The organism is Psychrobacter sp. DAB_AL62B (assembly GCF_028895345.1).
Lineage (GTDB): Bacteria > Pseudomonadota > Gammaproteobacteria > Pseudomonadales > Moraxellaceae > Psychrobacter.
Map to the genome: position 1 here is coordinate 1 of NZ_SAXC01000013.1, position 14,498 is coordinate 14,498.

Consider the following 14,498-nt stretch of genomic DNA (forward strand, 5'->3'; position numbering starts at 1 on the left):
TGCTTGTTTAAGGATATTAACGATTTGATTATCAGTAAAGCGTGTCTTTTTCATAGGATTCTCCTGCTGGTATATTTTAGCAGTTAATCTCTATTTCTAAGTGTTCTTATTTATTGGGGGGATTACCTATGCTGATGAATGTCTTAAATCAGACATATTACAGGATGCCATGTCAAAAAAGTGGTAGCGCCACTCAGGCGCAAAGCCTTGGCTTGTCACTACATTAAAGACCGTGGCATAAGCATTCGCAGGACTTGCTTGATCTTTAACATCAGCGTCACCTGTTATTATCACAAGTCGGTGGCTCCTGAGGAGAATAAGCAGATAACGGACTTACTAATAGATCTGACGCAGCAGAATAAGAATTGGGGCTTTGGATTATGCTTTTTAACTCTACGTAACGTGCTAGGGCTGCCATACAATCATAAACGGGTGTATCGCATTTACTGTGAGCTTGAATTGAACCTTAGAATCAAACCTCGCCGCCGCATGAAGCGCGCCAAACCTGTGCCACTTGCTGTACCTGATAAGATAAACCAAAGCTGGAGCATGGACTTCATGCATGATGCGCTAACTGATGGACGAGGGTTTAGACTGTTTAATGTCATTGATGATTATAACCGTGAAGCCTTAACCGTTGAGATTGACTTCTCACTACCCGCTCAAAGAGCCATACGCAGTTTAAATCAGCTGATTGAATGTCGAAGGTAAACCGGTCCAGGTAAGATGTGATAACGGACCTGAGTACATCAGTAATGGGCTTAAAGACTGGGCTTGTGATCAAGGCATCTTGATCAGTTATATTGAGCCTGGTAATCCACAGCAGAATGCTTATGTTGAGCGCTATAATAGAACCATGCGTTATGATTGGTTAAACCAAGAGTTGTTTACGGATTTAGAGCAAGTCCGTAAACAAGCTGAAGATTGGTTATATCACTACAACCACGAGCGCCCGAATATGGGCAATGGCGGTTTTACGCCAATGCAGAAACTAAACCACGCAGCTTAATTCTATTTGATAAGTGTCTTATGGTTGGGAGGGTTACCTCTGATTACTTAAAAGCTCCATCTTCTTTAGGTTTTTGGATTTGCTTTTGGCCAGATCAAAATATTAATAATAGTGTTAGTAGACCAAAAAAGCTAAGATGTATAGAACATCTTAGCTTTAAAAAAATTTGAGTATTGCAACTATTAACTTATTTACACGCTAGACTCCCATACCTATTTGAAAGCCTTTATAGAAATCATAGGCTAAAAAGACAACTAGAAAAAATAATAGTACCAAAAATAGAATTAAAAACACTTTTTTAATTTTCATACTATTTCTTCTCCTTTTCGAAATCTTTCAAAGCTTTATTAATATATTCTTGAATTACGTCGTTAGCAATACTTCCTTTCATACCAATGACAGGAGGTAATTCTCCAAATATAACTTCGGTAGGAAACACGTCAGCTATTGGAACATCTCTTCTACCATTTAAACTTGTTTTATCGCCTTTACCACTACCAAAATCAATATATGGATCAACATCATAATCTTTATGACCTAAACTGTTTGTTGGAGGATAATAATTATAGCTCCCTGCATTAGTAAGATCAGTTACAATCCTATTATAATCACTTGGATCTATTCTTCCATCTTTCTGGGAATCAATGATAATCTCAAGTTGTCCATTTTTATGCACAAACTTCTTATAACGATACTCACCATTAGGAAGCTTAGCTGGTTTTCCATTTGCGTCAAAATTATGAAAAATATTTTTATCATCACTTTGTAATACCCAATCATCTCTATTCTGTTTAAATGATTTTTCAGCACTCGCGTTCCACTCTTGCCTTTGAGTAACATGTAAATTATAGAAAGTTTTACAGCCTGCACCACTTCTACAATTATCGTAAGCAGTATTAAACTCCTCGTTTCTAGCTTTATCTAGTCTTTCATACTTACGTATTTCTGCCGTTATTTCCGCACATCTTACTGAGACACAGTTACCATAACTATTAGAAAGTTTACTTTTCTCCTTTCTAAGTTCTGCCATTCGAGCATTTTCAAGATGGCTTAAATAATTATTCTGCGTCTGATTTACACTACTAGCTGCACCTGCGGTATCTCCGCCAACACCAGCCGAAAGACCTAGAAGTAGAGCATTTTTAGTCGTCTCATCGACGCCTTGCTCATCAAGATAACGACCTACTGCAGGAATAGAGACTGCTGTAGTTCCACTAGCTAATGCACCTTCAACACTACCAGTTGCAATAGCACCAACTAAGGTGTGCAGGGCAACACGATAAGCACCACCTTCTGCCCATTTATCCGCTTCGTCAACTCTGCCTTGCTCAATAAGATCGATTTGTCGATTAACCGCATAATCCCCAACCGCCTTCGGTGCTTCCTTGCCAAACTCCTGCGTAATCTGCGTCTGCGCCCCAAGCTCCTCATTGACGCGTGTCTCATCGAACACATTGTCAAGCGCACCTGCATACTCAGCTTGGTTATCGGTGGTGATACCACTATTACCTGCTATGCCTGTGATACCTGCTTTAGTGACACTGCTATCACTATCGCCATCAGTGCCATAACCTAAACCGTTGGTGTTGCCTTGTGGCTTGTTATCGGTCATACCTAGACTAACACCAACTTGTATAGCATCGCCTTTATAGCTTGTAGTATTCTCAATGTCTTGAGTGACTATACCACCTTTGCTGACGTAGTTATTACGTCCAGCTTGTAGGGCAGCATCAGTCGTGGTAATCGCCCCGCCAATCAAGGTGGTCTTACCGCCAACTTCTAGATCAAAGCCACCATCCCCTGTAAAGATGCCAGACTGCTCACCCACCGCTTTATAGTCGGCATTGATATTGGTCTTGCCACCGTTCAAAGATAGACTGGATCCTGCACCTTCTAAAGCAATGTCCGCGGTAAAGCCCATGTTCTTCTGATTGCTGTCATAGGTGGCAATATCTTGTAAGGACTCGATGTTGACATCGCCGCCTATAGCGCCTTGAGCTTTGTCTGTGTTGATGACGCCGCCCTTTATGTTGACGTCATTAGCGATGTCAAAGGTGGTTGTATTGCCGACGTTGATTTGGCTGTTGGCATAATTCACTGAATCGCTATTGGCAAACCCTTTGCCTTTGCTAGCATTAGCGGTAATACCGCCGCTTGGGCCTTGTCCGCCAAAGCTGGCATAACCGCCGATAGCCGCGCTTGAGCTTGAGTTAGTGCTACGGGTACTGCCTGTTTGCGCCACCCCATTGATGTTTAGGTTATTGTCGGCTTTGAATAGGGCGTCGTTGTTGATATCAAGGTTACTGCCGTTGATGTTTATATTGCTATCTACTCCAGCACCAGTTGCAATAAGAGCAAGATTGTTGGTGGCGATGGTTGAAGCTTGGTTTTTCTCGGTATAGCTACTAGAGTTAGACTGAGATTTCTGACTACCGATAGTGGCTTGGATGCGAGTGTTGCCAAAGCTTGATGCGCCTTGTAGGGCATCACTCGCTTGTTTGGCAAGGGCTTTGGCTTTCAGGGCGCCCGCTATAGCGGCCATGCTTTTCATGCGGGTGCTGTCGGTGTTGCCCCCTGCGTCAACGAGGCTGTCTATACTTTTAACGCTGTCAACAAGGCTGTTTGAGACAGAGACGGTAAGGCCGCTTGTTTTAGACTTTTGCTCGCTTTGGGTGGTATAGACGTCCATGACATTATCGATGTTGATGTCTTTGGCACGGATGACAGTGTTGCCGCGATTGGGAGAGTTGATGCTTTTGTCGGTGTCATCCCCCATTCCTGCGATGAGGTTACTACCGGTTTGTTGGTAGCTGCCGCCAGCGTCAATGATGACGTTGCCGTCAATTGCGCCCACTTGGCTTGCGGTGTGGGTCAGCTCGGTGCTGCTGCTGCTCTCGTCGGTTTGCTGTTTGCCTAGGGTGAAGCCCAGACCACTTTGAGCGCCAAACAGTCCTGATTTCTTCTCTTGAGAGCTGCTGCTTTGACTGGCGGTGTTTTTCGCCGCTAGGATGTCGATGTCACCGCCTGCGCTAAGCTGAACGCCTTTTTCAGTGGCAATGTTAGTGCCTGTGAGGCCAATGTCATTGCCCGCAGCAATGCCGACGGTGTTGCCTTCAATGTTGCTAGTGATGGACTGGTCGCTCTGAGAGTCAAAGCGATCTTGAGTGGTGGTGGTGCTAAAGGTGCCTTTATCAACCGTTTTAACGGCGCTGCTTAGGTTCTGTTTGCTACGTCCTTCTTTAAAGGTGACGTCATTGTCAGACAAAAGAGCAACGCTGCCATTAGTGCTGGTTATGCCGACAGCTGTACCACTGATATTGTCACCTTTAATAACTAGATTATTGTTACTGCGCAGTTGGCTGCCAATGTCAGCGGATGCGCCTTGATTGTAGTAGTTGTTCTGATCAAGAATGCTATTGGACTGGTAGCCAATATTTACCGCATCGAGAGTGACGTCGCCTTGGGTGTTGATGATGCTACTACCGCCTAGGTTGTCCAATCGGCCTGCGGCAAAGGTGGTGTTGCCATCAACATTGGCAATGAGGGTGGTGAGCGGGTTGCCATTAGCGTCGACTTGACCTTTGAGACCATCGCCGACGTAGATTGAGGCTATTTGGCTGATACCTGTGCGCGAGGCATTGCTGGCACCATCGGTAGATTCGCTGCTGTAGGTGAGGCTTTTGTTGTTTAGATCTCCGCCTACATCCAGCTGCATGGCGCTATTGGCAGCTAGGGTGCCGCTTAAATTGTTTAGGTCGCTGGTAGTGCCGATTTGTACATAGTCACCTCTGATCACGCCGCCATTAGCATTAGTGAGGGTGTTGGCTGTGATGTTGACGCTTTGATGACCGATTATGTTGCTTTGGTTGTCTAAGTTGCCTGTTAAGTTTATATCAACATTGCTTGCAGCGATTAAGTTGCCTGTGCCGTCTATTTGTCCGACAGCTTGACGGGTGTAGACTTTGGGAACGAGTACCGCTTGACTGCTACCATCGGCTAGGGTGATGTTCTGCTCAACTAACCAGACGATGTCGGTGGTTAGATGAGCGACTTGCGCGGCAATTAGTGCAACCCCTGGACGAAGGTTAAGCGTCTGAGCGGCAGTGATACCTGCATCCATCAGCCCTTTATACTGAGCATCTTGATCTGAGTAGTTGGCAAGGTAGTAGCGACCTGTGAGCATCATGATCTGGTCACGTATTAGAGCAAAAAAATAAGAAGCATGGCCTCTATATCTGTGTTTTTTAATGGTCGTGAAATATGCGAGGCATGGGCTATCGTTCTTTAATAGTTAGCTTTGCGCCTCGTCCCTCGGCAGGGGCATACTAAATAGTTTGACAAGATAATTCCTACGCTTGTTATAAACAAGCTATTTATTTAGCCAAGAAAAAAGTCCTTTTTTCTTCTTTTTCTCACTAGCTACTCTCATACGTTTCTGCCACATATCAATCCAATCTTGTTGCGGTTGTTTATAATCAAACTCTGTCATAAAATCATAAGGTTCAGAGTAGCTTGGTAAAGGCTTAAATTTTATGAGTTCTTTGGGTATAATTGGACTGTCTATATCTAAGTCATAGCCATGTATTGCTGCGATTTTGGCATACAGTATCACCTGCATCTGAAGATAAAAATCAAACCAATTATTACCATCATAGGCTGCTTTTTTAGCCAGTTTAGGTTCAAGTAGTTTGGTTAGTGCCGTTTGCATTGCTTCTACGTCCTTATCGCATAGGGCTACATAAAACTCGTGGTCAGCTATTCGTATGATATCTCGTTTATCCTTGTTATCATCTTCTAAAAAAACCAAGCTACGTTCTTTTAATGCAGTCCAGTCTCCTGCTAATGCCAGCAGGGTATTTTTGTTGAAGAAAGAACGGGTATCTTTTCTATCATAAGGCTCATTGATTTCTACTATTTTATCGCGATGATTTATTAAGTAGTTTATTAAATCAAGATTATCAGACATGATAGCAGCAAAGAAGTTATCGGTATTATAGCCATTGTATGCCCAATAAATTTCTTCCTTACCCATTATTTGTAGTTTGGCTGCCACATAAGCATCTTGTTTAAAAGCATTAATATCAGCGTGTAATAATAAGTCAGAGGAGGCCTTTGCTTCGTAGTAAGTGCCTAAGCTTTTCATACAATATAATGGGTTTCCATCTGACGTATGAATAATCTCTAATAGCTGCTTTATATCGTCAATGTAATGCTGATGATTAGAAAGCAGATAATTGGCCCTACCCATGACATGATCAACACTTTCTTGATAATCTCGTCCTGCCTCACTTCCTAAATATACTTTATAGTATTCAGTCATTTAATTTCTCACTTCTTATTGGGAATCTCTACAGGGATGATTTTTATCACGCCATTTTGTTTGTCCACTGCCGTAATGATCGTCTTTATGGGTTTACCTGCCCGTTTGGCATTCTCAATAGCTATTTTAGCAGGGTCACTGTCTGGCAATTTATCAATTACTGCTTCTATCCATGCAGGAGATAGTTGATTGGTATTACCTGCAGCTTTTGAGCTTACTGAAAGCGTACCACTTTTACTAATCTGCTTGCTGTCCATGATAACAATTGTGCCATCTTTAGCTTTTAAAACATGATCGAATCCATTGACACCATTTTTATATGTACCTCCTTTAATAGGGGTAAAACCTGAACGCTGGGCGATACTATTGATGAGTTGCTCTGTCTTAGCACCACTTTGATCACCATTTTTTACTATGTCGTCTACAAGGCTTTTTTCAACAGTACTAGTAGCATTTAATACGTTAGTCGACTGCTTAACTTTCGTGGCATTAATAGATCCACCTGGCGAAGACACTACAACATCTTCAGAGCTAGTAATTAAAGTCTTGAATGTATTCCCATTTCCAACCCGCTTAAATGCATTAACACCCGCTTTAGCTGCTGCTCCTATAGCTACGCCCCCAACTTCACTTAAAGCTAAACCAACTATAGTTAGTCGTTGTGTTTCTGCCCAATCCTTTTCTGAAAGATACCCTGCTTCTTTGTATTTCCCTTGCAGTTGTAACAGTTTATTATGATATTCCTTCATACGCTGTGAATCAATTGGACCTACTTGATCACTTTTGGTTGATTCTATTAAAAAGCCAAATGTATCTAGCAACCCTGATAGAATAATACCTGTGTCTTTCACTGGACTAGCGTCTTTACCAGCATCTTGATAACCTAAATTTTGTCCTGCCTTATACTCTTTTATTGCAGTATCTTTATTAACTTTTACCTGTAAGTCTTCAATAAATTGCTGAGTTTGAGGATTAGCATAACTCTGAATTGCTTGCCTCAAATTAATTGTTTCATTGTTAAATGCGGATTTATCAACATGAAATATCTGAGTTGTTTTCCCATCTGTCGAAGTTATTTTTATACCAGACTTTTGGGCTTCACTAGCGATGAAGCTTAATGCATTTCCATCACCACCATAAATTTTATTCCAATTATTGTCGACAAGTGCTGCACCAGAACGGTTGAGTCGTTTTTGAGCATCTTCTTTGCTTATACTTTTCCCTTCCTTTTCTAATACATATTTTTGAAAACGTTTGACCCTTTCCTTATTGTTTAGAAAAAGGATTTCATTAATGTGCAACTGTCTATTATTAGCATCCACATTAGTCGCAGTTACCGTACTTGAGGTATCAAGTCCAGCTGCTGCACCAGCACCTAGTAGTGTCAAACTAACCAAACCGCTGGCTGTGCCACTAGCAATATCTTCACTCATACCGCTTGCAATCAATGACTCTGCTATTTTTTCTTGCACCTTATCGAGCGTAGGCGCTGCTGCTGCTACGCCACCTGTGGTTAGTGCGCCCTCAACACTGCCAGTACCTAATGCGCCAAGCGCCGTATGAGCCGCAACGCGATAGATTCCACCTTCATCCCACTTAGCAATCGCTGCCTTTTTCTCGGCATCACTAAGAGTGGCGTCAGCTCTAATGGCTTTGATACGATTATTAGCAAAGTCCCCAACCGCCTTTGGCGCTTCCTTTCCAAACTCTTTAGTAATCTGCGTCTGCGCCCCCAGCTCCTCATTGACGCGGATTGCATCAAAGGCGTTTACAAGCGCACCTGCATACTCAGCGCGATCGCCCGTGGTGATATCACTGTTGCCCGCTATTCCTGTAATGCCTGCTTTTGTGATACTGCTGTTGCTGTCACTGTCCGTGCCGTAGCCTAAACCATTCATGGTGGCTTGTGGCTTGCCTGTAGTGTTGCCCAGACTGACGCCAACAGAGATGGCATCGCCCTCATAATTGGTCGTGTTCTCTATATCTTGGGTAGTAATACCGCCTTTGCTTATATAATTATTACGTCCTGCCGCTAATGCCGCATCAGTGGTAGTAATCGCGCCACCAATTAAAGTAGTTTTACCCTCAGTGGTCAGATCAAAGCCACCGTCCCCTGTGAATATTCCAGACTGTTCACCAACCGCTTTATAGTCCGCGTTAATATCCGTCTTGCCACCGTTTAGGGATAGACTAGATCCTGCACCTTCTAAAGCAACATCAGCGGTAAAGCCCATGTTCTTCTGATTGCTGTCGTAAGTGGCGGTGTCTTGTAAGGACTCTATGTTGACATTGCCGCCAACACTCCCTTGGACTTTACCCGTGTTAATGACGCCGCCTTTGATGTTGACATCATTGCCGATATCTAGAGTTGTGGTGCCGCCGACGTTAATGTTACTGTTGGCATAAGTCACTGAATCACTGTTGGCATAGCCTTTGCCTTTGCTGGCACTGGCGGTAATACCGACACCACTGCCTGTTGAAGCATAACCCCCAATAGCCGCACTTGAGCTTGAGTTAGTGCTACGGGTATTACTGTTTTGCGCGACGCCACTGACATTGAAGTCATTGTCCGCTTGGAATAAGGCATTATTGGTGACATTAATGTTACTGCCATTAATATTGATATTACTATCTTTGCCAGCGCCGGTTGCGATAAGCGCTAGGTTGTTAGTATTAATATTTGAGCCTTGGTTGACCTCAGTGTAGCTACTACTATTAGACTGGCTCTTTTGACTACCAATAGTGGCTTGTATTCGGGTGTTGCCTAAACCTTTTAGGCTACCTGCATTGACACCGCTAGCTAGACCTTTTGCAGCACTAGCAGCCTCTTTAGCTAGTGATCTGGTCTTAAGAGCTCCTGCTACTGCGGCCATTCCTTTCATGCGTACGCTATCAGTATTGCCACCAGCATCAACTAAACTATCGATAGCTTTGGCACTGTCAATCAAACTGTTAGAGACAGAGACGGTCAGACCGCTTTGCTTAAATCTCGTTTCACTTTGATTGGTGTAGATATTTAGGGCATTATCGATGTTAATCTCTTTGGCACGTACCACAGTATTGCCACGATTTGGGTCATTAATGTCTAAGCTACTATCATTGCCCATACCGGCAATCAGGTTGCTGCCGGTTTGTTGGTAGGTGCCACCTGCATCTATGATGACGTTGCCATCGATCGCAGCGACGTTGCTGGCGGTATTGGTCAGTGCCGTTTGAGCATTAGTCTCATCGCTTTGCTGCTTACCGATGGTAAAGCCCATGCCGCCATCAGCCCCAAATAATCCTGACTTTTTAGTTTGGCTAAAGGTGCTTTCGCTTGAGGTGTTTTGCGCGGCTAGGATGTCGATGTCGCCACCCGCAGTGAGGCTAGTGCCTTTATCACTGATGGCGTTAGTGCCCGTTAGGCTAATGTTATTGCCTGCTTGAATGGCGACTTGGTTGCCTTCAATGTTGCTAGCAATGGCGTTATCGCTTTGTGAGTTAAAGCGATCTTGGGTTCTAGTAGTGCTAAAGGTGCCTTTTTCTACGGTTTTGACGGCAGTGCTCAGAGTGTCTTTGCTACGACCCTCTTTAAAGTCGACGTTACCCTCAGCGATGATGCCGACGTTGCCTTGGGCACTTTTTATAGTAGTAGCAGTGCCTGTGACATTGTTGCCTTTGATGAGGATGTCGTTGTTGCTAGTGATTTGGCTGCCGATGTCAGCGGATGCGCCTTGGTTGTAGTAGTTGTTGTTATCAAGAATGCTATTGGACTGGTAGCCAATATTTACCGCATCAAGAGTGACATCTCCTTGGGTGTTGATGATGCTACTACCGCCTAGGTTGTCCAATCGGCCTGCGGCAAAGGTGGTGTTGCCATCAACATTGGCAATGAGGGTGGTGAGCGGGTTGCCATTAGCGTCGACTTGACCTTTGAGACCATCGCCGACGTAGATTGAGGCTATTTGGCTGATACCTGTGCGCGAGGCATTGCTGGCACCATCGGTAGATTCGCTGCTGTAGGTGAGGCTTTTGTTGTTTAGATCTCCGCCTACATCCAGCTGCATGGCGCTATTGGCAGCTAGGGTGCCGCTTAAATTGTTTAGGTCGCTGGTAGTGCCGATTTGTACATAGTCACCTCTGATCACGCCGCCATTAGCATTAGTGAGGGTGTTGGCTGTGATGTTGACGCTTTGATGACCGATTATGTTGCTTTGGTTGTCTAAGTTGCCTGTTAAGTTTATATCAACATTGCTTGCAGCGATTAAGTTGCCTGTGCCGTCTATTTGTCCGACAGCTTGACGGGTGTAGACTTTGGGAACGAGTACCGCTTGACTGCTACCATCGGCTAGGGTGATGTTCTGTTGTACGAGCCATACTATATCCGTGGTTAGGTTAGCGACTTGCGCGGCGCTCAGTGCTATACCGGGGCGCAGATTTAAGGTTTGGGCCGCCGTAACACCCGCATCCATCAGCCCTTTATATTGCGCGTCTTGATCCGCGTAGTTGGCTAAGTAGTAGTGACCCGTGAGCATCATGATTTGGTCACGGATATACTGCTGCTCGTAGTAGCCATCACCTAAGCGCTTTTGGGTGATATTAGGATCGAACTGAAGCCGATCTAACATGTAGCTTGATGATAGCCAGTTTTTATAATTAGCAAAGGCAGGGTCGGTCTCGATCAGATAATCCGCATCGCTGTCAGGGTTAGTACCAAATAGACCACTGTTGGGCAAGGTTGGCGCAGTGCTACTGCTACGGATTTCATCCGTTTCACCTTTATCTATCTGCTGGTTACCCGTATCTGCAACGTCATGAGCAATCACGACTTTATCACTATCTTGCTTTAGAATCGGTAGCTGATAAGCGTCTAATTTTTCAGGGGCTTGAACATAAGGTCCTTTGTAGTCTTCTTCAATCTTGTGATCATCACCAAAGAAGCCGTCGGATTCAACATGTCGATAAACAACTTTACCATTTTCAACATATCTAGTTTTAAATCCTTGTAGATCCGACTCTCCAACATTTTTAACCGTATCACCCTTAATGATAAACCCTTCACCGAGTCCAAGCTGGCTTTTATCATTGTTTAAGTTATTACCTTGTAAGCTAATAACACCACCAGCTATAATTCTAGAGGGATCTGATACTACGGTTCTATCTTCGGTAATACGCTCATCAAAATCAAAACGCCAAAAATCTTCTCCACCACTGTCGCCTAAAGGTGTATTGGTAGCAATTATGTATAGATCTTCGTTCTTTAATTTTTCATCGTCACGGAATTCGACTTCGCTTCTATCATACTTTTTACTATCTCTACCATCAGCAAATTGTTGCTTTCCTTTATTCTCTTCGATGGTAAATTCTTGAGTTTTAAAGTCCGCATTCACATTGTTAAGCAGATCTGTGCTGATCGTCATATCACCGACAGACTCGATAGAAGCGCCTTTGTTGGTGACGGTAGTCGCACGGCCTATGGCTTGATGATTAGCATCTAAGCTGCCGCCGATATGCAGCTCTCCATTACTAAGCAGACGAGCTTGACTATTGAAGTCCGTATTAAAATTACCAGCGCGCGCCTGATTGGGATTATTGTTTAAAGTAGTGACGCCGATATCTAGGCGCTTGCGGGCCGCGATGACAGGCGCAGGAGCTGAGTTATCAGTATTAGTAATGACGTCCGGAGTATTATTGAGCGTGTTAGCCGCTATTGCGACCTGATCGCCGTAGATACGACCACCACTATAATTATTGACAGTACTACCAGCATCTAAGTAGGTGTTTGAACCGTTAATTAATCCGCGATTATTGATATCAGTTTTTGCATTGAGTTCAGTTATGCCATTACTAATCAGCTCACCCCCAAGCTTATTGTCAATACTGTTCGCGCTGATAGTGAGCGCGTCTTGAGCCGCCAGTTTGCTGCTATTGGTAAAATTGCCTTGGCTAGTTAAGGCAAGAGTAGTGCCTTGAATATTATTGTTACTACTATTGATAGTGATGTCGTCAATGACACTAATATTAGCACGTTGTACACCGATAATAGTGCCATCGGTATTGCTAAAGCCTTTGGCATTAATAGTTAGATTTTTATCGCTTTGAATACGACCTTTATTATTAGTCAAGTTACCACGGCTATCAAGAGTGATATCCCCTTGACTGCTAAGCTCTCCTTCAGTGTTATCAAACGCTGAGATTTGCGTGGTTATGGTGCCATTAGAGCGTATTGAACCACTGGTATTATCTAGCATGTTTTGTGCGTTAAGCTTAATATTACCGACAGCCTCGATAGTACCTTTATTATTATTAACCTGATCGGCAGAAGTAATAGCGATAGTATTAGTCGCTGTGATTTGACCTTTACTGTTATCGAAGTTTGCCAACTGCCAGTCGATGTTCTCAAGCTGCAAACGGCTACCGTTATTGGTTAGACTGCCGTTATTAGCAATATCTAAGCGACTGACGGCTAAGCTGGATTTGCCTTGGTTAACCACAGTGTCGGTAGCGATGTTAATTTTACCATTACTATAAATACTACCAGTGTTAGTGACATTACTGGCGCTGATATTGCCATCACGGGAGATAACAGGTAGTGGTACAGGATTGGGCTCAGACGGCTGCGTCGTATCGTTATTATCTATACCCACACTGCTGCCATTAGTCGCAGTTGTTGGTGGCTTTTTGGTAGGAGTCACTGTAGGCGGAATGCTGGCGTCAGCATATAAATCTTGCCCAATAATGCCGCCTTGTTGATTAACTAAAGCGCTGGTATCAATTGCCAACTGACCACTGCCAGTTTGCAATAATTTACCGCTATTGTTTAGAGCGTTAGCTTTTACATCAAAGCTACCAGTGGCGATCTCACCTGAGTTAGTGATAAGGCCCGTTTGCTGTAAACTTAAAGTATCACGGCTACTAATCACCCCGCTATTATCAAGCGAGCTGCTACTGAGCGTTGCCGCATCTCGACTGCTGGCGATAGTGCCCGAGTTATTGATAGTGTTGCTACCAACATTGACAGCGACTTTACCTTGATTAGCAATCAGGCTCCCTGAGTTAATCAAATTACCATCATTGTCTAACTGCAGACCACCAGAGCTTGCAATGATGCTACCAGCATTGGTCACGCCCATGCCTTTATCGGTACCGATCAGACGGATTTTTCCTGCATACATCGCCCCAAGTGCCGACACATCAAGCGCCACACCGGTTGTAGTGTTGCTAGCATTACTATTCGCTGAACTGATGACAGTGTCTTGAGCATCAGCCTCATAGCTGACTTTATTGCTACCAGTGATGACATCTAAATTCTTAGCGTAGACAGCAGCATTAATCTCAGAAGTCTTTGCTAATATCTGCGTGTAGTCAGAGCCGCTGGTATCTAAACCATCACCGTCTATACGAACCTTACCACCTGTCACATCAAAGCCAGTGAGCTTGCCTTGATCCATCAAAACATTACCGGTGGTCAATGTCGTACGAGAGGCATTAATAAACCCGCAACCGGCACAACTGATACCAGCAGGGTTGGCAATCACCAGCTCAGCTCGTCCGCCTGCAATTTCTGTGTAGCCGCTTAGGCGACTTGGGTCACTTGAGTTGACCTCATTTAGAATAACGCGGGCTTCACCGCGAGCCAGATAAGGATTACCCTCAACCCAACCAGCAAGCTGGGTTTGAGCATTGGTGCGACTGTTATTTAGGATGGCACCATCTTGACCGACATCGAACTTGCTAAAGACGTTGCGCGAGACACCAGCCGCGCTTGGGGCTTGAATATTCACTTGAGTGGTGCCGTTCGAAGACTTCAATATGGTTGCTTGTTGATTGGCAGCAGCGTTACGATCAGCGACAATACTCGTGGCATCAGCATAAGCGCTATTACTGATACTGACGCTGCTAGCAACGATGGTGGCAAGCCCTAGCGCTAGCAATACATGCGAGCGCAGCGCTACAAGCTGACCGCCTTGATAGGTACTATTGGTTTGAGCAGCCGTTTGCGAAGCACCTGCTACTTGGCTGATTTCACTACCGCCATTAGCAGGATTGCCTGTTTTGCCTTGAGAGCGTGCCGCCTCTGACACCACCATGAGCATACCACGGGCTTTATTAAAGATAACTCGGTAGCAACCACTGTTCATAATGATGTCCTTAGGTATAACATTGTTGATGACAAATATTTTTTTGAGC

Annotated in this window: 3 protein-coding genes and 1 pseudogene; 1 reads left to right on the forward strand and 3 read right to left on the reverse strand. The window is 44.3% G+C overall.

Annotated elements, in window-relative coordinates; genetic code table 11:
* Positions 1-127: 127 nt before the first annotated feature.
* Positions 128-1,009, forward strand: a pseudogene (locus EPB74_RS12375) (IS3 family transposase); the annotation flags it as partial.
* 310 nt (positions 1,010-1,319) lie between these two features.
* Here EPB74_RS12375 and EPB74_RS12380 read toward each other — a convergent pair.
* The 3 genes from EPB74_RS12380 to EPB74_RS12390 form a co-directional block, all read right to left on the reverse strand.
* Positions 1,320-5,195 carry a hemagglutinin repeat-containing protein gene (locus EPB74_RS12380; protein WP_274904448.1) on the reverse strand — a complete coding sequence of 1,292 codons (3,876 nt, stop codon included), beginning with the start codon at positions 5,193-5,195 and terminating at the stop codon, positions 1,320-1,322.
* A 183-nt stretch (positions 5,196-5,378) separates the two neighbouring features.
* Positions 5,379-6,329, reverse strand: coding sequence for an Imm49 family immunity protein (locus tag EPB74_RS12385; RefSeq protein WP_274904449.1), 951 nt, complete (start codon positions 6,327-6,329; stop codon positions 5,379-5,381).
* A gap of 8 nt (positions 6,330-6,337) precedes the next feature.
* Complete coding sequence (locus EPB74_RS12390) at positions 6,338-14,449, reverse strand: two-partner secretion domain-containing protein (RefSeq protein WP_274904450.1); 8,112 nt, start codon at positions 14,447-14,449, stop codon at positions 6,338-6,340.
* Positions 14,450-14,498: the final 49 nt, after the last annotated feature.